The organism is Pseudomonas sp. GW822-FHT03F04 (assembly GCF_058801405.1).
In genome coordinates, this window is the sequence record NZ_JBXANF010000012.1 from 182470 (window position 1) to 203593 (window position 21124).

Below are 21124 nucleotides of genomic sequence, written 5' to 3' on the forward strand. Positions count from 1 at the left end.
GTTAAAGTTAGCCGAATGTCCAGAACCCTGATGTCGCTCGTCGCCTTGATCGTTGCCGTGTACCTGATCCTGTGCGCGGCGCTGTTCGTTTTTCAGCGCTCGCTGATCTATTTCCCGCAGCCCGGCTCCATGGATACGGCGGAATCGCGAATGACGCTGGCGATGCCCGACGCCGATATTCGCGTCAGTGTTCGTGAGCATTCCGGGGCGAAAGCGCTGATCTATTTCGGCGGCAATGCCGAGGACGTGTCGCGCAATCTGCCGGCGTTTGCCGAGGCGTTTCCCGACTACGCGGTGTATCTGCTGCACTATCGGGGGTTTGGCGGCAGCGGCGGCTCCCCGTCCGAAGCGGCGATCGCCGAAGATGCGCTGGCGCTGTTCGATCAGGTGTATGCCCGGCATCCACAGATTGCACTGGTTGGACGCAGCCTCGGCTCCGGTGTCGCGGTGCGGCTGGCCAGCCAGCGGCCGGTGGCCCAGCTGATTCTGGTCACGCCTTACAACAGCCTCGTTGAACTCGCCGTCCAGCATTACCCGTGGGTGCCGGTGAAGTGGTTGCTCAAGGATCGTTACGAGTCCGGCAAATATGCGGCGCACATCAGCGTGCCGACGCTGCTGCTGGCGGCCAGCAATGACGAGGTGGTTTCACGGGCCAGCACCGAACGCCTGCTGCACAGTTTCCCCGACGGGGTGGCGATGCTCAAAGTGGTGAAGGACTCGGCGCACAACTCGATATCCGAACGGCCGCAATACCTGCAATGGATGAAGGATGTGTTGAACCGGTGAGTGAAACCTGCGCACTTCGTCGGCGACCAGCGAAAGCCTGAGGCGCCTCCTGAACCAAGTGCAAAAAGGCCAGTCCTACTCGCGCCGCTTTCGCGGCTAACTCCCTATCAGCGCTATCTTTTTTCAGAGCCTTGCGTCCCATGCGCCACGCCGTCCGTTCGTCTCGCTTCGTTTCGCTGTGCCTGCTGATCCTTTCTCCCCTGCTCGCCCCCTCTGCCCACGCTGGCGCAGAGCGGCAACTGGCAGCCGCCATCAATGACCTCCGTGCCCATCCGCAACGCTGCGACCGGCGTCCGGCACAACGCCTGGCGCCACTGACGCTGAAGCAGAACATTGCGCTGCCCATCGGCTATGGCTACGGCGGCGGGATGCGCGAGCAACTGAAGGCCTCCGGTTATGCAGCGGTTGCGGTGCGCAGCATCCGGATCGTCGGGGCCGAGGATGCCGAAGAGGCGTTTGATCAATTGCAGAATGAACATTGCGGCGCATTGCTGGATGCGCAGTACGCCGACATCGGCATCAGCCGCGCCCGCAGTGAATGGCAAGTGGTACTGGCGCGTCCGGTGATCGACAGCCGCATGGGCGATAACCGCAGCGTCGGCAAAGCCTTGCTGGCCGAGGTCAACGCCGCCCGCGCCCGACCCCGGATGTGCGGTCGCCAGCGCTTTGCCGCCGCCCGTCCCTTGAGCTGGAACCCGGCCCTCGGCGCCGCCGCCCAGGGTCACAGCAAGGCCATGGCCTACGGCAACTACTTCGCTCACCAGGATCCGGACGGCGACATGCCAGCCGACCGCGCCCGGTCTGCCGGCTACCGTGGCCGGCAGATCGGCGAAAACATCGCTGCCGGGCAGAGTTCTCCGAGCAAGGCCATGGCCGGCTGGCTGGCCAGCCCCGGACATTGCGCCAACCTGATGAACCCGATGTTCACCCAGGTCGGCGCCGGTTTTGCCAGTGAGGCCCGCAGCGATAACGGTGTGTACTGGACGATGCTGTTCGGGGCGCCTTGAGCGCCTCACTTCGGCCGACGCACGGCCCGCACCTTGCTGCTGTTGCCGCCACCACAGTAGAAGCGATCCCCGCCATCGGCCTCCAGTCCGGAGACGCCGATCCCGGCGGGCAACGTCAGGCTTTCCAGAACCTCGCCGCTGCCTGGATCGATCCGCCGGATCTCGCTTTCTTCGCCTTCCCAGGTGCCATGCCACAGCGCACCGTCGACCCAGGTCACGCCGGTGACAAAACGGTTTGATTCGAGGGTGCGGAGGATTTTCCCGGTTTCCGGATCGATCTGATGAATCTTGCGATCGCGATACTGCCCCACCCACAACGTGCCCTCGGCCCAGGCCATGCCCGAATCGCCGCCGTCGCCGGGGGCCGGAATGGTGTGGAGCACACGCCCGGTGGCCGGGTCGATCTTGTGGATTCGGCGGTCGGCAATCTGAAACAGGTGCTTGCCGTCGAACGCGGTCCCGCCATCGGCACCGACCTTGATCGTGCGCACGGTTTCGCCGCTGGCCGGGTCCAGCGCATTGAGCTGGCCGTCACTGGCGAACCAGACTTGCCGACCGTCGAAGGTCACGCCGTGGACACCGTCGATGCCGTCGAACGGGCCGTATTCACGAAGGATTTCTGCGTTTGCGTGTTTCATGCTGGCTTCCTCGTTGAGTGGGTGAGTCCAGCCTAGCCATTGCCCAACGACACCGGGAGTAACAAGATCGTCGCGAAACCTGGCACGGGCGGGGTCAGCCATCGCCGCGCACGGCCGACACCGAACGCCTGGACCTTGTCTTGCGCCGCCAACGTTTCCAGTGCCCGTTGTATCTGACGCTGGCTGCTGCCCAACGCAAGCGCCAGCGCCGAACTCGACCACGCCTCGCCGTCGGCGAGCAGGGCCAGCAGTGCGGCGTGTTTGTCTTCGAGCGGTAACGTCAGCAGCGCCACGTCTTGCGCAACCAGCGCATAGCCACGGGAAGTCGCCGTGATTCCGGCCAGCGGTTGCAGTGCTGCACGCAACCGGCCGATCTCGACCCGCAAACGGGCGCGGTGGGATTCATCATCGAGTTTCAATCGAAAGGCTTTGGCGACCAGTGTCTCTCGGGGCACATCCCCGGGCCAGGCTTCAGCGAGCAGCCGAACGAGGTGAAACAGCACCGGCCGCGTGGCCAGCGCCACCGTCATTCCTGCACCGCGAACGTTATAGCGACAGGCATCGACCACCAGCGTCGGCGAGGCAAACAACGCTTCAATCTGCGCCAATGTCACCGCTTGCACCTGACCCGCAACGATCAATCGGGCAGCGGGCGCTTCGAGGATTTGCCGAGCGTGCTCGATCTCCGCCGACAATGCCGGAATGGCAGCCGACTGAGCCACCCGTTGCGCACGTTCCAACGCCATTTGCGCCTTGTGCGCCTGCACCCGGCGTAACGCGATCCCGGCAGCCATTAGTTCATGAACGGCGCGCAGGGCTGGCGGCAACGGTGCTGGATCGAGTCCAGCGAGCAGCGCATCTGCGTCGTCCAACTGCCCGATCAGCAGCAACCGACGAATCTGCAGATAGCGCGCGTGCGCTGCATTGAGCCAGTCGCCGTGATCGTGCAAGGCTCGCCGCGCCGCCTCCAGCGCCTTCACCGGCCAGCCCAGATCCCGCGCCGCCAGTGCCACTTCGGCCTCGGCCACCACGCAGCGCGCCCGAGACAACGGCTCGTTGGCGCCGAATGCTTTCACCGCCCGCTGCAGCAATGCCTTGGCCCGCGCCAAATCGCCGAGCTGGGCCATGGCGATCCCGCGCAAAGCCAGGGCCGGAGGGTCTTCGCGCAGCGCCACGAAATTCAGCGCCGCCAACGGATCACCCGCCGCCAGTGCGCGACCGGCAGCGTTGATCAGCGAGTCCATGGGGAGTCCGGCATGTCACGGTTTCCGGTATCAGATCGTGGGTGGAGTCTAATACCGAATGCGGTTTTGTCTGGGTGATCGTGTGACTTCGCGCACTCAGTCGAGGATGGCGGCGTTCTTGAGCAACGCCTGCAAACCGACGGGCACCAGCGGTGATTGCTCAGTGAAACTTGAGTTGTCCTGCCAACTGGCGGTGAACTGGGCGCCGTCGCTTTCGTGACCGACGATCTGCAATTGCTCGTAGACCTGCTCGTCGTCAAAGCGGGCGTCATACACCTGAACCATTTCATGCCCCGGTTTGCCGTTGTAGACGAAGAGGCTTTCAAGTGTGCCGAGCAGGCGCAGGTCTTTCATTGAAAGGCCCAACTCTTCCTGTACTTCGCGCACGATGGCCTCGCGACTGGTTTCGCCAAACTCGATGCCGCCACCAATGGGACGGTAGAAGGTTTGGTCTGCGACCGGGTCGTGGAAGCGGTTAACCAGAATTTTGCCGTTGTGCTGAAAGACACACAGTGCAAGTGCGCGGATACGCGGTTCGGCCATGGGGTGAAGTCCGTTTGCTGGATGAAAAGCCCGGCATTAGATCACACGCAACAGAGGCGCTGCTTCAGGTAATCTGCGGTGGTTTGAAAGGGAATACAGCCAATCACGGAGTCGATTATTTGAAACGTCTAGCCTGCTATCTGCTTCTACCCCTGCTCTCGGCCTGTAGCTCGGGCCCTTACCTGAATCCGCAATCGACTGTCGGTCAGAACGCGTTGCTGATCAGAACGTGCCCCGGCCCTCACCAGGCAATGAGCTACACGACCAAGTCAGAAGAGCTCGATTGGGTGCATCTGTTGGTCTATGCAGCGCTGCCGGAGACGCCGACCAGGCCTGATTATCATCACAGCACCGATACCGAAGTGCGCCTGTACGCGTATCTTTATACGCCCCCGTACATGCGAAACCTGAATACACCGGAACAGTGGAAAACCGCCTACAGCACGCCCGAACCGGCCCTGTGGATCAGCGCGGCTTCGCCGATGGCCACCGTGCAACTGGCCAATGGCAAGTCGTACCAGGTCAGCATCGAACGCTTGAAACCGGTTTCGACCCGCGTGAAAAAGAGCTGGATCTATATTCCCCCGGAACACCCCTGGGCAGCGGCGAAATGGACGATTTCATCCTGACGCTGCCGGAGCTCTTCCTGAACGGAGAGAAAATCCCGACAGCGCCGATCCATTTCAAAAAGCATGAAGAACGTTACATGCCGGTACTCAACTGCTGATCGTCAGACCGGAGAAATCGTGGCCAGAACGCCGATCATGATGGTCAACACGAGAAAGCCGCCGAGGAAAAACGCCATCTTAGCCATGAAGGCCTCCTGAATACTGAATGTCCGGCGCACCGGGCGCTTCGGAATGAAGCTCGTCGCGTGTGGCCGAACGGCAAGGGTATTTTGGGCCCATGGCTGAGACGGTTACAGATGCAGATTCAACAGGAAAAAGCGGATCAGATGGATTTGGCCCACTCATGTGTCGACATTCAGCTCGGTACAGAAGGTTTCCATTACGCTGCTTTGATCTAGAGTCAGTTGCGCCGCGCAAAGAACAACAAAAAATACAGGAGTGAAACCATGTCCGAGCTGAACCTGCACCCCAACGCCGCCGAATCCCTGAACCGCTGGCACGAGATGATCCGTACCGGCAACTTGAAAGCCCTGCCCGACCTGCTCGACCCCAAAGCCGTATTCCGTTCGCCGATGGCCCACACACCCTACCCCGGCGCGCCGGTGGTCGCGATGATCCTCAACACCGTGTTCGAAGTGTTTGAAGACTTCAAATACCACCGTGAACTGGCGACGGCTGATGGTTTGAATGTCGTGCTGGAGTTCAGTGCCAAGGTTGGGTCGAAAGAGCTCAAGGGTATCGACATGATCCGCTTCGATGAACAGGGGAAGATTGTCGAGTTCGAGGTGATGGTGCGGCCGTTGAGTGGGTTGCAAGCGTTGGGTGAGGAGATGGGGCGGCGGTTGGGGGCCTATCTGGCCGCTGCCAAGGCCTGAAACCCGGACACAAAAAAGCCCACTGACCGTCGCCGGTTCAGTGGGCTTTGTGTGTCAGGTGTCTGAATTACAGAGCCATGTCACGTGCAGCGTTTTCTTTCGGAGCTTTAGCCTTGTCAGCCGCTTCTGCCGCCGGAGCTGCGGCCTGGCCAATCACCGGTGGGGTTGGCAGTTGCAGGATCTTGGCGGTGTAAGCCCACTCTTCAGCCACTTTGGCTGGATCGTTGTTCAGCTGGGTGCCGTAGCTTGGAACGATCTGGTGCAGCTTGGCTTGCCACTCAGGGGTAGCGACTTTGTCTTTGAAGACTTTCTGCAGCACGCTCAGCATGATCGGTGCAGCGGTCGATGCACCTGGCGATGCGCCCAGCAGACCGGCGATGGAGCCGTCTTTCGAAGCAACGATTTCGGTGCCCAGTTTCAGCACGCCGCCAGCGGCTTCATCACGCTTGATGATTTGCACGCGTTGGCCGGCTTGCCACAGGCGCCAGTCTTCGGCTTTGGCGTTCGGGAAGTATTCCTTCAGCGCGTTCAGACGGTCTTCATCCGACAGCATCAGTTGACCGGCCAGGTACTCGACCAGCGGGTATTCCTTGATGCCGACCTTGGTCATAGGCCAGATGTTGTGGGTGGTGGTGCTGGTCAGCAGGTCCAGGTACGAACCTTCCTTCAGGAACTTGGTGCTGAAGGTTGCGAACGGGCCAAACAAAATGACGCGCTTGCCGTCCAGGACACGGGTGTCCAGGTGCGGAACGGACATCGGAGGCGCGCCAACCGAAGCCTTACCGTAGGCCTTGGCCAGGTGCTGCTCGGCGATGGCCGGGTTATCGGTCACCAGGAACGAGCCGCCTACCGGGAAGCCAGCGTATTCCTTGGCTTCTTCGATACCGGACTTCTGCAGCAGGTGCAGAGCACCGCCGCCGGCGCCGATGAACACGAACTTGGCGTCGGTTTCAGTCTTGGTGCCGTCTTTCAGGTTCTTGTAGCTGACGCGCCAGGTGCCATCGGCGTTCTTGGTGATGTCCTGTACTTCGCTCGACAGCTTCATGCTGAAGTTAGGCTTGGTCTGCAGGTAACCGGCGAACTGGCGGGTGATTTCGCCGAAGTTCATGTCGGTACCCAGCGGGCTCCAGGTGGCCGCGATTTTCTGGTTCGGGTCACGCCCTTCCATCATCAGCGGAACCCACTTCTTGATCACAGCCGGGTCTTCGGAGTACTGCATGCCGGCGAACAGCGGGCTCGCTTGCAGGGCTTCGTAGCGCTTTTTCAGGAACTTGATGTTGTCATCGCCCCACACGAAGCTCATGTGCGGAGTGGTGTTGATGAACGAGCGAGGGTCCTTCAGGACGCCCTGCTGAACCTGCCAGGCCCAGAACTGACGCGAGACCTGGAACGCTTCGTTGATCTCGACGGCTTTCGGGATCGACACTTTGCCGTTCTCGTCTTCCGGGGTGTAGTTCAGTTCGGCCAGTGCGGAGTGACCAGTACCGGCGTTGTTCCAGCCGTTGGAGCTCTCCAGGGCAACGCCGTCGAGGCGCTCGACCATTTCCATCGACCAGGTCGGTTCCAGCTCATTGATCCACACACCCAGGGTGGTGCTCATGATGCCGCCGCCGATCAGCAGAACGTCGACTTTCTTTGCTTCTTCGGCATTGGCAGACGACATCCCCATCGCCAAAGCCAGCCCCAGCAAGGCTGTGTTCACTTTTTTAAACATCTGTTGCACCTATGATAAAACGCCTTCCGCCCGCCGCTGTTGTACGTATGAGTTCCCCTTGTTCGCGACACTCAGGCCAGCGTCGCGGGTTCCGGCACACTTCAATTTTGACGGGTGGGCACACAAGGCCGACAGGCTGCGTCGACCTCAGTTATATGTCCCTTCTGAACTGACTTCTTATCATTATTGGCTTCAGCTACTTGAGCGACAGGGGTTCGGTCGGCCCGCCGAAAAGCGCGCCAGACTGAATTAGGTCAAACCAAGTGGGGCGAAGAATATCACGTCAGGACAAACCCGCGCGTCTGTTCCCGACTCGATAGTCTTTATCCGTTCAAGGACTTATCGGCCGCCAGCGGCCGAACATGACCCCCATCAGCGGCTCTGGCTTGAGCCTTTCAGCCGTTTGACCGCCCCTTCCAATCCAGAATCCTGACGCTCCCTTGTTACAAATAGGGTTCCCGGCACCGCTCGACTGAGTTCTCCAAAACCTTCACAACCGAAACCGATCCACCGACTGCGCCAGCCTACCCGCCAGGCTCGACAACTCATCCGTCGTATTGGCCGTCTCGCCGATCACCTTGCTGTTGCCCTCCGACATGCCTGCAATCATCTCCACCTGATGGGCAATTTCGTTGCTGGCCTGACTTTGTTCGCCGATGGTGCGGGTGATGTCGTTGACCAGTTGCGTGGTGTTCAGGGTAGCTTCGAGGATTTCGCGGATAGCGCGTTCGACGTCGGCGGTGACCGCCATGCCCTTGTCGACCTGAGCCACACCTGCCTCCATGCTGCTGACCGCCTCGCGGGTGCTGTTCTGGATCCGCGCGACCATTGCGGCGATTTCCTGGGTTGAAGCGCTGGTGCGGGCGGCCAGGCTGCGCACTTCATCGGCGACCACTGCAAACCCCCTGCCCTGTTCGCCCGCCCGGGCTGCTTCGATGGCCGCGTTGAGCGCCAGCAGGTTGGTCTGGTCGGCGATGCTCTTGATCACCTGAATGATGTTGAAGATGCCTTCGGACTCCTGATCCAGCGTGCGGATCACCTGCGCCGATTGCTGGGCGGAACGGGCGATGTCGTCCATGTCGCTGACCACCTGATGGATCACCTGACCGCCGTTTTTCGCCAGTGACTCGGCCTGACTGGCCATGTTCAGCGCCCGTTCGGCGTGGCGGGTGATCTCCTCGATGCTGGCGGTCATCTGGCTGGCGGCGGCGGCCATGGTGCCGGCGGCGCTACTTTGCTGCTGGCTGCTGTCGGCCACCTGATGGCAGCCGTGGCTCAGTTGCTCGCTCATGCCGCTGACGCCGTGGGCATTGCGGCGTACCACGTCGATCATGTCGCGCAGATCCCGCTGCATGGTCGCCAGCGTGCGGATCAGCACGCTGGCCTCGTTCTTGCCCGAAGGCTCGGCGATCGGCTCGCTGAGGTTGCCATGGGCAATGCTTTCAGCAATGCGGCTGGCGGCTTTCAATGGCCCGGTGATGCTCAGGATCACCCAGCGCCCCTGCACCAACAGCAGCAACAGGCTGGCAATCAACACGACACCAAGGGCGATATTGGCGTTGCGGATCGCCGCTTCGGTGCCCTGGCTGGTCTGCCGGGTATTGGTTTCGATTAGCTCGCTCAGGGATGCCATCTGCTCTTCGAGCTGGCTGAACGCGGCGCTGAACGTGCCGAGTTCGTGTTGCGCCGTGTCCGGATTGTCCAGCGCCAGCCCGACAATCCGCTCGCCGGCGTTGATGTAGGTGTCGAGGCTTGGCCGGATCTGCTCCAGCGCAGTCCTGATCGTGGCGTCGAGCGGCAGTTTCAGGTTCTCGCCCAGTACCTCACGAAAATGCGCGGCATGTTCTTCGACGGAACTGCGCACCTCGTCCGCCGTGCTGGTGCTTTTGCCCAGCCCCACGAGCATCGCCGAATAGACATCGGCGCGCAGGGCGTCGTGCATCATGTCGGCTTCCATGTGGTTGCGCAGCGCGCTCATGCTGACCGCGTTGTCACTGACCGCCGACGCCATCCGCTGGTTGCCGACGTAACTGACCAGGCTCACGATCAGCGCCGTCAGCAGACTGGTCGCAATCAGCAACACCAAACGCAGTTTGATCGACACGGTAATTTTCTCCCTGGTCGCGCCGCACAGCGCTTTCAAAGCTTCAGTTAAGCCTATTTCCGCGAACCCGCCGGGTTAGAGCGTCTCAACGTGTGTCGTCACATCCGGTAAAAAAGAACACTGTGCGGCAGTTCTCGGTTTGCAGCCCCGACAACTTGTTCCGACCCATGGAACTCCCGAGCCACGTGGCACCTCTCACATTATGTGGAACTTCCTTTTCGCTTTACGCTGCTGGAGGAACACCGTCATGCGTCGTTTATTACTCGTTTCGTCTCTTGTGCTGTGCCTGCCCTTTGGATCGGCCTTCGCCCGTGTGGATGCGGGAGATGTCGCCACATCGGCGGGTGTTTCAGCGTCGCTGTACTCCACCTTCAAGGATCACAAAATGGTGATTCCGGCCCGTGACGACCTGTCCGCCTTCGTCGCCAGCGGCGGTGCCATTCGTGGCGTGTATCTGGAGTCGGTGCTGCAACAGGTTCGCCAGGACAACCCCGGCCTGAATGCCAGCGATGAAGAGCTGGCCAACGCCATCCTGGTTCATTACGAAGGCCTGTCGCAGTAAGCCGTACGCTCGACGTCGCCAGCTCTGCACTCTGCCGATGGACGGCAGCCGGGCGACCATGGGCAAAACCGTCGAACGGCCTCTATGATGGAGGCCATGACGATTTCCGCCCCGATCCGCTCCCCCTGCCCTCCCGGTGTCTGCGACTGCGGGCGCGATCCGCTGCTGGAAAATCCTGGCGCAGATATACGCATCCTGTTGCTGACCCGGCAGGAGGAAAAACGCCTGCTCGATCGGCTGGAAAACCTGCAAAGCCTGGCCGATCTCGAACGCCTGCAAGGCAGGATGTTCGAGCAGTTGGGTATTCGCGTGGAAATCGCCCCCGGTGACAACGTGGTCAAGACCATGCTCGGGATCGATATCAGGATCGACGAGCTGCCGGGCCTCTGCCGCAAGACAAAACAATCGATTCCGGCTGCCATCCGCCGTGGTCTGAAAAAACATCCGGAAGTCGCCTACCAATTGCTCAACGCCCACGACTTGCTGCGCGACACCTGATCATTTTTTCATGCCGACCCGCTTGCGCATCTCGGCCGTGATGCTTTGCCGGGTTTTCTTCATGTCCGCCCAAGGCTCATCGCCGACATCCGCCAGTCGTTCGTGGACGTTATGAATATTCCACTGATTGCCGCCCTTGATCGTCTTCACTTCATCGATAAACAGCGGCACCGACACCGGCAACCCTTCGCGGGTGCGCACCGCGTAGGCGCAAATGGTGGTGGCACCGAGACCGTTGCGCAGGTAATCGATAAAGATCCGCCCCACCCGGTTCTTCGGCCCGGACACCGCTGAAAACCGTTCCGGCAACAGCTTGGCCATGTGGCTGACGATGGCATGGCTGAAATCCTTGACCTCGTCCCAGCCGTGCTTGCGGATCAGCGGCACCACCAGATGAATGCCCTTGCCGCCGCTGGTCTTGAGGAATGCCCGCAAACCCAGTTCATCCAGCACGGTCAGGGTCAGGGCGGTGGCTTCGACCATGCTTTTCCAGGGCAGCGCGGGGTCCGGGTCGAGGTCGAGAACAAAGCGGTCGGGCTTCTCCAGGTCCACCGTGGTGGCGTTCCAGGTGTGCAGTTCGACGGTACTCATCTGCACCGCGCCGACCAGCGCTTCGGCATTGTTGATCAACATGACCGGTTGCCCGGTGACGTCCTTGTCCAGCGTGCGAATGCCCGGGATCGCAAGGTGTTCGGCGTTTTTCTGGAAGAACAGTTCACCGGCAATGCCATCCGGCGCCCGCACCAGTGCCACGGGGCGATCCTTGAGTTGCGGCAGGATCCACTCGGCGACGCTGGCGTAATACTCGGCGAGTTGCATCTTGGTGGTGCCGCTGCTGGCGTCGATCACCCGGTCGGGGTGAGTGATGCGCACCTTGCCGCTGGCCAGGCCGGGTCCTGATTCAGACTGTTTCACCGTTTTGGCCCTCTCTTGAGTGATGTCCCGGGCCGGTTTGTCCTCACGCACGCCATGAAACACCGCATGGCGCACCGAACCGTCCTGAGTCATCTCGGCAAACGCGACTTCCGCCAACAGGCTCGGTTTCAGCCAGTGCACGCCTTGGGCCTCGAAGCCACTCGGCGGGTTGACCACGGCCGGTTTCTTCGCCCGCAAGGGCTTCAACTGCGCGAGCAGGCTTTTCAGCGTGGCCTCATTGAAACCGGTGCCGACCTTGCCGGCATAACGCAATTCACCGCTGTCGCGATCGTGCAAACCCAGCAGCAACGCGCCAAAGGCACTGCGCGAACCCTTCGGATCGGTGTAGCCGACAATCACGAATTCCTGACGATGCTTGCACTTGAGCTTGATCCAGTCACTGCTGCGCCGTGACACGTAGGGCGAGCCGAGACGCTTGCCGATCAGGCCTTCCATCTGCATCTGGCAGGCGCTGTTGAGCAACGCTTCCGGGGTTTCGTCGAAGGCTTCGGAGAAGCGCAATAGTGGATCCTTGTGCGCCTTCAATACCGTGGCCAGCGCCGCGCGCCGCTCTTCGACCGGTACTTCGCGAAGATCGACGCCGTTGAGGTAAGGCAGATCGAACAGGTAATAAATGATGTTCGCGCTGCGGCTGGCTTCGAACGCGTTCTGCAGCGCCTGAAAATCCGGAACACCCGCCTCGTCGGCGACGACCATTTCACCGTCAAGCCAGGCCGATTCCAGCCCCAGCGCGGCGAGCGCCTGGACTTGCTCCGGCAGTTTGTGCGTCCAGTCATGACCGTTACGGGTGAACAACTGCACGTCGTCATGATCGATGCGCGCCATGATCCGGTAGCCGTCGAACTTGATTTCGTAGCTCCAGTCTCCCGCCGGCGCACTGTCCACCAACGTGGCCAGTTGCGGTTTCAACTGCGCGGGAATCCGGGCCTTGTGTGCGCCAACAAGTTTTCCTGAGGCCGGCTTGCGCGCTGGCATTTTGAGCGGTTTGACTTGTCTGGCGTCGAGCCTGGGTTTGTCGACCAAGGTACGCTCGCTGAGCACGCTGTCCGGCTCGGCGACCAGCACGTCGTAATCGCTTTGCGGCCGGGCGGCGCTGTCCTGATGTTTGATCAGAAACCATTGCTCCTGCTTGCCCGGCATGTGGGTGCGCACCAGATTCCACACCCCGCCAAGCTTCTCGCCTTGCAGCTCGAATTTGAGCTTGCCCTCGGCATAGGCCTTCTGCGGGTCTTCCAGCGGGATCCACACGCCGCGATCCCAAACGATTACGTCCCCGGCGCCGTAATGGCCCTCGGGAATATTGCCTTCGAAGGTCGCGTAATCCAGCGGATGGTCTTCGACATGCACCGCCAGCCGCTTGACCGTGGGGTCCAGCGACGGGCCTTTGGGCACCGCCCAGCTTTTGAGCGCACCGTCGAGTTCCAGGCGAAAGTCATAATGCAGGTGCGACGCGTCGTGCTTCTGGATACAGAACTGCAACGCGTGATCGGCATCAGCCTTCTTGCCCCGCAGCTTGACCGCCGCCGGTTCAGAGGTTGCCGAGAAGTCGCGCATGCGGTTGTAGTCGTCGAGGTTCCTGTTCATGGCGGCTCCGGCTGCAATCGGGTCCTGTTATGCAGAAGAGCGACGCTGGCGGAGAAAAATTCAATCGGCGTAAAAAAGCCCCGGACGGATGGAAACGTCCGGGGCTTGGGTGATGACGTGTTTCAGGCTGTGCCTTTGGCCTGCTGCTCCAGATGCACCTGCAACTGAGGGTCGATCTGCAATGCCGCCGCCAGTTCGTCCAGGTAATTGCGCTCGGCGTCCTGCTGGTCATCCACCAGCATCACGCTGGCGATATACATTTCGGCGGCCACCGCCGGATCGTTGTTGGCGGCTTGCGCGACTTCGCTGGCATCCAGCGGTTTGGCGACTTCAGCGTCGAGCCATTGCTGCAGGTTCGGATCGTCGGTGTGACGGCCGATTTCGCTGCTGATCAGGTGTTTTTCCGAATCGTCGATCCGGCCGTCTGCCTTGGCCGCCGCGATCAGGGCGCGCAGCACCGCGTGACTGTGTTCCTCGACTTGCGGGCCGGCCAGCAGGTCTGCGGTCTGCGGTGTTTGTTGCGGCGCCGCCGACGCCTGACTGCGCTGCCAGGCCTGATACGCCTGGAACGCCATCATGCCCAGCGAAGCCAGTGCCGCGTAGTTGGTGCCGCCGGAACGACTCTGCGTACCGCCGCCAAGCGCCCCACCGCCCAAGGCTCCGCCACCGAGCAATCCGCCGAGCAGCCCGCCCAGGCCACCCAATCCACCGGCAGGCGAACCGCCGCCGCTGTTACCGCCGCCGCCCAGCAGGCCACCCAGCAAACCGCCGAGCCCGCCCAGGCCATCGCCGGCCGAAGCGCCACTTTGTTGTCCCGCCGAGGCCTGGCCTCGCAGCAGTTGTTCGAGCAGATCACTGGTGTTCATGACATCGTCCTCAGGCAAAGGCGTAACAGCGTCAGGCAACGATAGACCTCCGCACGCGTTGCGCCAGCACCGTTTGGCTGACGCTACTGCAGGGAAGCGATTTCGGCGTCGAAAATTTTTCCCGGCCAGCTAAGATTCATGAAGGGTGAACCTTATCCCGGCCCGACCGGTCGATAGCTGCAAACCCGACCCGGTTGGCCGCCACCCTTGTCAATCAAGCGTGATACCCGGCTCGCTTCACTTTCTGGAGAACGCCCCTGTGATATCGACCGTCCACATCGCCAGGCTCAAGGCCTGGGGCGCCCATGGTTTCACCGCGACTGGCGTGGTCACTGCCTTTCTGGCCACCCTCGCCCTGCTGGAAAACCAGCCGACCCACTGCCTGATGTGGCTGGGTGTGGCGCTGATCGTCGACGGCCTCGACGGCGCGCTGGCGCGCAAGGTCAACGTGCAGTCGGTGCTGCCGAGTTTCGACGGGTCGATCCTCGATCTGGTGATCGATTACCTGACCTACGTGTTCATTCCAGCACTGTTCATCTATCGCTACATTCCCCTGCCCGACTACACGCTGCTGCTGACGGTGTCGCTGATTCTGGTGTCGTCGCTGTTCTGCTTCTGCAACGTCAACATGAAGAGCAAGGACAACTATTTTGTCGGTTTCCCCGCCGCGTGGAACGTGGTCGCGCTGTGCCTGTACATCATCGGCCCGGGGCCGTGGATCACCTTCCTGACCGTGATCGGCCTGGCCTTGCTGACCATCACCCGGATGAAATTCCTGCACCCGTTCCGCGTACGCCGCTTCATGCCGATCAATATCGCGGTGACGGCGATCTGGTTGCTGTGCAGTCTGTCGCTGGTGATCAACCACCCGGTGATCAATCCACTGGTGATGGGCCTGTGGTTGCTCGCGTCGGCGTACTTTCTCGGCATCTGCATCTGGCGCACGGCGCTGGAGTGGTTTGATGCTTCGCACCTGAAATAGAAATCCCGTGGGAGCGAGCAGGCTCGCTCCCACACGGGTTTGCGCTCAGCGTTTGGTAATCACCACCTCCAGATACTCACTGGGCACCACCATCGATTCCGGTTCTGCCCGGTTCAGCCCGTCGATCAATTGCGTCAGATCGCCTTCCAGCGCCTGCCCGCTCTCCGGCGGCAACGCCGCAAACGCCTTGTGCACCGGCCCGTACCAGTGGCGGAAGATGTCGATGAAGTGCGCCGCCGAGCGATAGCGGAAGTTGAAGTGACGACGAGTCACCTGCACCTGGAACTGGCGATCATCGAACTGCGAATGCAACCAGGCTTCCGCGCCCCAGTTCGACGGGGGCTGCGCGCCGGGTGGCGGTGGCAAATGGCGGCCAAGGGTCTTGAACATCTGGCCGACGAAGCCTTCCGGCGTCCAGTTGGCCAGACCGATCCGCCCGCCACGGCGACAGACGCGCGCCAACTCCTTCGCAGCCTTGGTCTGATCCGGTGCGAACATCACACCGAAAGTCGACAGCACCGCATCGAAACTGGAATCGGCGAACGGCAGCGCTTCGGCGTCGGCCACCTGAAAGGTCACGTCCAGGTGTTCGGCTCGCGCCCGGTCCTGGCCGCGTTCCAGCAGCGCCGCGACATAGTCGGTGGACGTCACCAGACAACCACGGCGTGCCGCCGCCAGCGTGGCATTGCCATTGCCGGCGGCGACGTCCAGCACTTCTTCGTCGCAACGCAGGTCGCAGGCTTCGGCAAGGGTTTCGCCGACGATCTGCAGGGTGGTGCCGATCACGGCGTAGTCGCCGCTGGCCCAGGCGACTTTCTGGCGTTCCTTCAGGGCAGTGAGATCAACGGGGGTACTCATGAACAGGTGCTCCACGACAGGTTGGATCAGGCGTCACTCGGCGGTCGTCGGGTCGATGATGGTCGTCACCCGGGACACGCTGTTGGCCGGGAATCCCCCTTGCCGGGCGTGTTCGCGCACCAGCTCTTCGTTGGGTGCGATGTACACGCAGTAAATCTTGTCGGCAGTGACGTAACTCTGCAGCCACTGCACCTCCGGCCCGAGTTCACGCAGCACGTTGCAGGACGTTTGCGACACTGCTTTGAGTTCTTGCTCCGACAGCTTTCCGGCCCCTGGAATCTCGCGTTCAATCACGAATTTCGGCATGGCAACCTCGCTTTTCTTATGTGTGACAGGGTTCACATCACCCTGCTCCACCACTATCGCGCCGAGGCCGCCCGGCGTCCCCTCCAATCGTCTAAAGAGCCCGTAAACCGGGCTTTCGCCGATGAATGGCGGGATTTTGTAAAGGTCCCGAAACACTGCCGGGGGTTGCCAATGCGCGAGCGGATCGGCTCTCATGCGCTCCCGACCCGAGAACGGAATCCGACCATGTCCTTGCGCCTCGAATGGCTCGCCGACCACATGCAGCACAGCGACACTTACGCCGAGTGGATCCACCGCCAGTTTCACTACGAATATGCCCATCAACCATTGGCCGAATGGCAGCGGGAATTTGCCGAAGGGCAAACCAATGGTGATTGGCGCTGCCTGATCGCACTGGACGGCGAGCACTTGCTGGGTGGCGCGGCACTGGCTCGTGCAGATCTTGCGCAACGACCGGATCTGGAGCCTTGGCTGGCCTGCGTGCTGGTCAGCCCCGAATCTCGCGGTCAGGGGCTGGCAGAAAAGTTGATCGAAGGGATTGCCGAGCAAGCAAAGAAACAAGGCCTGCCGCGTTTCTACCTGCATACGCAAAACAAACAGGACTACTACGCAAAACGCGGCTGGACAGTGCTGGAGAGTTTTCAGGCCTGGGACAACGAACAATGGCTCATGGTGCGCGACCTGTGAGCCATTGATGTTCGCGGTTCAGGCTGCAGGCGCCTTGGCCTCTTTCAGCAGCTGTTGAATCATCTGCTCCTGCGCTTCATAACGCCCCTCGCCAAAGTGGGTGTAACGCACCTGGCCCTTGGCGTCGATCAGGTAGTGCGCCGGCCAGTACTGATTGTCGAAGTTGCGCCAGATCGCGTAGTTGTTGTCGATGGCCACCGGGTAGGTGATGCCGAGTTTCTTCACCTGATCCTTGACGTTGTCGATGATCCGCTCGTAACCGTATTCCGGGGTGTGCACGCCAATCACCACAAGGCCGTCCTTGCCGTACTTTTTCTCCCAGTCCTTCACGTATGGCAGCGTGTGCTGGCAGTTGATGCAGTCGTAGGTCCAGAAGTCCACCAGCACCACTTTGCCACGCAGGGATTCGGCGCTCAGTTCCGGAGAGTTCAGCCATTGCACTGCGCCGGTCAGAGACGGCATCGCGCCTTTGCCCTGCTCCTCCGCCGTCGAGTCCGCCCGCACTTTGCTGATGAAGTAGTCGACCACTTTCGGCGCGTTTTCCAAGACGTTTTTCTCGACGCTGGCGACGCCTTCGGACGAGGTGCCGGCCAGCAGGGTTTTATCCGCGCCGGTGGAAATCACGGCAGCGGCCGCCAACACCGCAACACCCGCCCCGCGCCGGAACCAGCCGGTGAACGGGATCGACGGTTTCAACCGGTTGACCAGGCCGCGACCGGCGAAGATCAGCGTCCCCAGCGACAACGCACTGCCCGCACCGTAGGCCAGCAGCAACAGGCTGGTCTGCGCATTGGCACCTTGCAGCATGGCGCCGGTGAGGATCACGCCGAGGATCGGGCCGGCACACGGCGCCCACAACAGGCCCGTGGCAACGCCGATCATGATCGAGCCCATGGGGCCGGCCTTCTGCCGGGTGTCCGGATCGAGACGATTGCCGAGCAATACAAACGGCCGCGCCAGCCAGTCACCAATGCGCGCGGAAATCAGCGACAAAGCGAACAGCACCATCACCACCAGGGCGATGTGCCGACCGGTGTTGTTGGCCTGAATCACCCACTCGCTGCTGACCACCGCAAGGCTCGAAATCGCCGCGAAGGTCAGGGCCATGCCGCCGAGGGTCAGCAGGATCGAAGAACGGCTGCGGTCGACGCCCGCAAACAGGAACGGCACCACCGGCAGGATGCAGGGGCTGAGGACAGTCAACAGACCGCCCAGGAAAGCGATAAGGAACATGAGGTTCACCTCTTGAAGGATGGGCGGTCTGCCGATAAAACAGGTGTCTGCCAATGACCGACAGACACGCTCGGGGGCTTAAGCGGCCTGGCTGTCCAGCCATTGGCTCTGCGGGGTTCGGCTGGCGCCGTTTTCGGCCACCGTCTGGCCTTGCGGGGTATGACTGGAGCCGTCCGCTGCAACCATCTGTCCTTGCGGCGTGTGGCTGGCGCCGTCGGCGGCGATCAAGGCATCGCTGCCCTGCTTGGCCAACGGGCTCAGTTGAAAGCAGGTGCTGCCGGCGCAGCTATTCTGTTCGACGGCACTGTTGGCGTGCGCCGCAACACCAGCAAACGAGAAGGCAATGGCGGTCAAGAAACGCGATACGTTGTTCATGGCGGTCTTCCTTTAACTGGGGGCGGATCAGTTCTGGTTGTCGCAGCCGTCGGCAAATTTGCTGTAGTCGAGAACGCGGGTCTGACCGGCCGAATCGAGGTAAGTCATGCGGGCGTCGACGATGCCGCAGGTCATCGATTTGTCCTCTTTCATCGAGATCACTTTCTGGATGTCCAGATGCGTGCCGTAGGTGTAGGTTTGCGGAGCGGCAACCGCTTCGGCGCGGGCCGACAGGGTGCAGATGTTCAGGGCAGCAAACAGGCAGGCGGCGATTACGGATTTGTTGTTCATGGCGATTTCCTCAAGGCTTCAATGGGTAGGTCGTTGATTGAGCCGAGGCGCTGTGGTGTGCCTCGATGGAGCTCATTTAAGGCTCGCGAGGTATCCCGTCTGTGTCGGGAAACGGCAGGTATAAATCGCTACGTATCTCGCCCGCCGGGGGATACACAGCGATACAAAACCCTGAAAAAATCGTGTTTTTGCGTCCCCGTGTATCCGTCGTTGCGCCGGATACACTGCAATACAAAGGCAGGCAGGCGAGCCCGCGCGGGCTCTATAGACTGCGAGACATTCCCCCCTTGATAGAGGTTTGGCTCCATGGATCATGTCGATCACATTCTCATCGTCGACGACGACCGCGAGATTCGCGAACTGGTTGGCAATTACCTGAAGAAGAATGGCCTGCGCACCACCGTGGTCGCCGATGGCCGGCAGATGCGCAGTTTCCTGGAAGCCAACACCGTCGACCTGATCGTGCTCGACATCATGATGCCGGGCGATGACGGCCTGCTGCTGTGCCGCGAATTGCGCGCCGGCAAACACAAGGCCACGCCGGTCCTGATGCTCACCGCCCGCAATGACGAAACCGACCGCATCATCGGCCTGGAAATGGGCGCCGACGATTACCTGACCAAGCCTTTCGCCGCCCGTGAACTGCTGGCGCGGATCAACGCGGTACTGCGCCGTACACGGATGCTGCCGCCCAACCTGGTGGTTACCGAAAGCGGCCGCTTGCTGGCGTTCGGTCGCTGGCAGCTCGACACCTCGGCCCGGCATCTGCTGGACACCGACGGCACCATGGTCGCCCTGAGCGGTGCGGAATATCGCTTGCTGCGGGTGTTCCTCGATCATCCGCAACGGGTGTTGAGCCGCGATCAGTTGCTCAACCTGACCCAGGGCCGCGACGCCGATCTGTTCGACCGCTCCATCGATCTGCTGGTCAGCCGTTTGCGCCAGCGCCTGCTGGACGATGCCCGCGAACCGGCCTACATCAAGACCGTGCGCAGTGAAGGTTATGTGTTCTCGCTACCGGTCGAAATCCTCGGAGCCCCCGCATGACGTTTGCCCTGCACTGGCCGCGTACCCTGGCCTCACGGTTGTCGCTGATTTTCCTGATCGGTTTGCTGTTGGCGCAGGCGCTGTCGTTCGGTGCGCAGTATTACGAGCGCTATGAAAGCGCGAAGAACACCATGCTCGGCAACCTGGAAACCGACGTCTCGACCTCGATCGCGATCCTCGACCGCCTGCCCGCCGACGAACGCCCGATGTGGCTCGAACGCCTGGCCCGGAACAACTACGGTTACCTGTTGAGCGAAGGCGAACCGGGTACGCCGATCGGCCCGGGCGACGTGCCGATTGCCGTCACCTCGATCACCGATGCCATCGGCGAAGCCTACCCGCTGACCTTCACCGACATTCCCGGGCCGAAAAAGCACTTTCAGGGCCACCTGCGCTTGAGCGACGGCAGCCCGGTGACCATCGATGTGCGACCTTCGATGGTGCCGCTGTCGCCGTGGTTACCCGTGGTGCTGCTCGGACAACTGGCGCTGATGATCGCCTGCACCTGGCTGGCAGTTCGCATCGCCATTCGCCCGCTCACCCGCCTGGCCAACGCGGTGGAAACCCTCGACCCCAACGCCCACCCGATCAATCTCGACGAAAAAGGCCCGAACGAAGTGGCCTACGCCGCCCGTGCGTTCAACACCATGCAGGCGCGCATCGCCGCGTACCTGAAGGAACGCATGCAATTGCTGGCGGCGATTTCCCACGACCTGCAAACCCCGATCACCCGGATGAAACTGCGCGCGGAGTTCATGGACGATTCGGCGGAAAAGGACAAACTGTGGAACGACCTTGGCGAGATGGAGCATCTGGTGCGTGAAGGCGTGGCCTATGCGCGCAGCATCCACGGCTCGACCGAAGAAAGTCGGCGCACCAATCTGGATTCATTCCTCGACAGCCTGGTGTTCGACTATCAGGACATGGGCAAAGAAGTGCAATTGAGCGGCAAGAGCGATGCCGTCATCGACACCCGCCCCCACGCCCTGCGCCGCGTGCTGGTCAACCTGACCGACAACGCACTGAAATTCGCCGGCGCTGCCGAACTGCACGTCGAGCGCAAACACACCGAACTGTCGATCAAAGTCATGGATCGCGGGCCGGGCATCGCCGAAGACGAACTGGCCCAGGTGATGGAGCCGTTCTACCGCGTGGAAAATTCGCGCAACCGCAGCACTGGCGGCACGGGGCTGGGCCTGGCCATCGCACAACAATTGGCGATGGCACTCGGTGGGTCGCTGAATTTGAGCAACCGTGACGGTGGCGGGTTGTGTGCGGAGCTGAAGTTACCGCTTCAGGCCTGAAACAAAAAGACCCGGGGAGCACGATGGCTCCCCGGGTCTTTTTTTGTTTGTGGGA

At 61.4% G+C, this 21124-nt stretch carries 22 protein-coding genes and 1 pseudogene; 10 read left to right on the plus strand and 13 right to left on the minus strand.

Features of this window, described 5'->3' with window-relative positions; translation table 11 throughout:
• The first annotated feature begins 15 nt into the window (after positions 1-15).
• The gene (locus AC1RMX_RS25795; protein ID WP_493073447.1) at positions 16-786 is read left to right on the plus strand and encodes an alpha/beta hydrolase; all 771 of its coding nucleotides are present in this window, start codon (positions 16-18) and stop codon (positions 784-786) included.
• Between the two features lie 140 nt (positions 787-926).
• Positions 927-1793, plus strand: a complete 867-nt coding sequence (locus AC1RMX_RS25800) for a CAP domain-containing protein (protein WP_493073448.1) — start codon at positions 927-929, stop codon at positions 1791-1793.
• 5 nt (positions 1794-1798) lie between these two features.
• On the opposite strand, the gene AC1RMX_RS25805 is transcribed toward AC1RMX_RS25800, so the two are convergent.
• From AC1RMX_RS25805 to AC1RMX_RS25815, 3 genes are all read right to left on the minus strand, one after another.
• A complete protein-coding gene (locus tag AC1RMX_RS25805) occupies positions 1799-2431 on the minus strand; it encodes a Vgb family protein (RefSeq protein WP_096822869.1) in 633 nt (210 codons plus the stop codon).
• Positions 2432-2463: 32 nt separating this feature from the next.
• On the minus strand, positions 2464-3675 hold the full coding sequence (locus AC1RMX_RS25810) for a helix-turn-helix domain-containing protein (protein WP_493073450.1): 1212 nt from the start codon (positions 3673-3675) through the stop codon (positions 2464-2466).
• Between the two features lie 96 nt (positions 3676-3771).
• Positions 3772-4218, minus strand: a complete 447-nt coding sequence (locus tag AC1RMX_RS25815) for an NUDIX hydrolase (RefSeq protein WP_493073451.1) — start codon at positions 4216-4218, stop codon at positions 3772-3774.
• Between the two features lie 251 nt (positions 4219-4469).
• Between AC1RMX_RS25815 and AC1RMX_RS25820 the strand changes: the two genes are divergently transcribed.
• Together AC1RMX_RS25820 and AC1RMX_RS25825 are read left to right on the plus strand one after the other, a co-directional pair.
• Positions 4470-4847 (plus strand): hypothetical protein, encoded by a 378-nt coding sequence (locus tag AC1RMX_RS25820; protein ID WP_493073453.1) that lies wholly within the window; start codon positions 4470-4472, stop codon positions 4845-4847.
• Positions 4848-5293: 446 nt separating this feature from the next.
• Positions 5294-5722, plus strand: coding sequence for a nuclear transport factor 2 family protein (locus tag AC1RMX_RS25825; protein ID WP_192560412.1), 429 nt, complete (start codon positions 5294-5296; stop codon positions 5720-5722).
• 67 nt (positions 5723-5789) lie between these two features.
• Here AC1RMX_RS25825 and mqo read toward each other — a convergent pair whose 3' ends face one another.
• The 3 genes and pseudogenes from mqo to AC1RMX_RS25840 form a co-directional block, all read right to left on the minus strand.
• Entirely contained in the window at positions 5790-7436 is a 1647-nt protein-coding gene (mqo, locus tag AC1RMX_RS25830; protein ID WP_096822874.1) for a malate dehydrogenase (quinone), read from the minus strand.
• A 490-nt stretch (positions 7437-7926) separates the two neighbouring features.
• Complete coding sequence (locus AC1RMX_RS25835) at positions 7927-8790, minus strand: methyl-accepting chemotaxis protein (RefSeq protein WP_493073485.1); 864 nt, start codon at positions 8788-8790, stop codon at positions 7927-7929.
• Positions 8782-9540 (minus strand): annotated as a pseudogene (locus AC1RMX_RS25840) (MCP four helix bundle domain-containing protein); the annotation flags it as partial. The gene AC1RMX_RS25835 and the pseudogene AC1RMX_RS25840, both read right to left, overlap by 9 nt.
• Before the next feature lie 247 nt (positions 9541-9787).
• On the opposite strand from AC1RMX_RS25840, the gene AC1RMX_RS25845 reads away from it, so the two are divergent.
• Together AC1RMX_RS25845 and AC1RMX_RS25850 are read left to right on the plus strand one after the other, a co-directional pair.
• Positions 9788-10102 (plus strand): DUF2388 domain-containing protein, encoded by a 315-nt coding sequence (locus AC1RMX_RS25845; protein ID WP_096822876.1) that lies wholly within the window; start codon positions 9788-9790, stop codon positions 10100-10102.
• Positions 10103-10198: 96 nt separating this feature from the next.
• A complete protein-coding gene (locus tag AC1RMX_RS25850) occupies positions 10199-10600 on the plus strand; it encodes a hypothetical protein (RefSeq protein ID WP_085733146.1) in 402 nt (133 codons plus the stop codon).
• Here the strand turns inward: AC1RMX_RS25850 and ligD are convergent, their stop codons facing one another.
• Both ligD and AC1RMX_RS25860 read right to left on the minus strand, forming a co-directional pair.
• Positions 10601-13120: a DNA ligase D gene (gene ligD, locus AC1RMX_RS25855; RefSeq protein WP_493073455.1), complete on the minus strand. Its 2520-nt coding sequence runs from the start codon at positions 13118-13120 to the stop codon at positions 10601-10603.
• 122 nt (positions 13121-13242) lie between these two features.
• Positions 13243-13986, minus strand: a complete 744-nt coding sequence (locus AC1RMX_RS25860; RefSeq protein ID WP_493073456.1) for a tellurite resistance TerB family protein — start codon at positions 13984-13986, stop codon at positions 13243-13245.
• Positions 13987-14245: 259 nt separating this feature from the next.
• On the opposite strand from AC1RMX_RS25860, the gene pcsA reads away from it, so the two are divergent.
• Positions 14246-14968 carry a phosphatidylcholine synthase gene (gene pcsA, locus AC1RMX_RS25865; protein WP_096822879.1) on the plus strand — a complete coding sequence of 241 codons (723 nt, stop codon included), beginning with the start codon at positions 14246-14248 and terminating at the stop codon, positions 14966-14968.
• A 45-nt stretch (positions 14969-15013) separates the two neighbouring features.
• Here the strand turns inward: pcsA and AC1RMX_RS25870 are convergent, their stop codons facing one another.
• Together AC1RMX_RS25870 and AC1RMX_RS25875 are read right to left on the minus strand one after the other, a co-directional pair.
• Positions 15014-15826 (minus strand): class I SAM-dependent methyltransferase, encoded by an 813-nt coding sequence (locus tag AC1RMX_RS25870; RefSeq protein ID WP_493073458.1) that lies wholly within the window; start codon positions 15824-15826, stop codon positions 15014-15016.
• A 33-nt stretch (positions 15827-15859) separates the two neighbouring features.
• Positions 15860-16132 carry a DUF4242 domain-containing protein gene (locus AC1RMX_RS25875; RefSeq protein ID WP_102619593.1) on the minus strand — a complete coding sequence of 91 codons (273 nt, stop codon included), beginning with the start codon at positions 16130-16132 and terminating at the stop codon, positions 15860-15862.
• Between the two features lie 225 nt (positions 16133-16357).
• On the opposite strand from AC1RMX_RS25875, the gene AC1RMX_RS25880 reads away from it, so the two are divergent.
• Positions 16358-16819 (plus strand): GNAT family N-acetyltransferase, encoded by a 462-nt coding sequence (locus AC1RMX_RS25880; protein WP_493073460.1) that lies wholly within the window; start codon positions 16358-16360, stop codon positions 16817-16819.
• Positions 16820-16837: 18 nt separating this feature from the next.
• Here AC1RMX_RS25880 and AC1RMX_RS25885 read toward each other — a convergent pair whose 3' ends face one another.
• The 3 genes from AC1RMX_RS25885 to AC1RMX_RS25895 form a co-directional block, all read right to left on the minus strand.
• Positions 16838-18052, minus strand: a complete 1215-nt coding sequence (locus AC1RMX_RS25885; protein WP_273537831.1) for a cytochrome c biogenesis protein DipZ — start codon at positions 18050-18052, stop codon at positions 16838-16840.
• Between the two features lie 78 nt (positions 18053-18130).
• Positions 18131-18427, minus strand: a complete 297-nt coding sequence (locus AC1RMX_RS25890) for a hypothetical protein (RefSeq protein WP_493073461.1) — start codon at positions 18425-18427, stop codon at positions 18131-18133.
• Positions 18428-18454: 27 nt separating this feature from the next.
• Entirely contained in the window at positions 18455-18718 is a 264-nt protein-coding gene (locus tag AC1RMX_RS25895; protein ID WP_096822885.1) for a DUF2790 domain-containing protein, read from the minus strand.
• Between the two features lie 306 nt (positions 18719-19024).
• On the opposite strand from AC1RMX_RS25895, the gene AC1RMX_RS25900 reads away from it, so the two are divergent.
• Positions 19025-19765 carry a response regulator gene (locus AC1RMX_RS25900; protein ID WP_085708690.1) on the plus strand — a complete coding sequence of 247 codons (741 nt, stop codon included), beginning with the start codon at positions 19025-19027 and terminating at the stop codon, positions 19763-19765.
• A complete protein-coding gene (locus tag AC1RMX_RS25905) occupies positions 19762-21069 on the plus strand; it encodes a sensor histidine kinase (protein ID WP_096822886.1) in 1308 nt (435 codons plus the stop codon). The genes AC1RMX_RS25900 and AC1RMX_RS25905 overlap by 4 nt, the downstream gene beginning before the upstream one ends.
• The last annotated feature ends 55 nt before the right edge of the window (positions 21070-21124 follow it).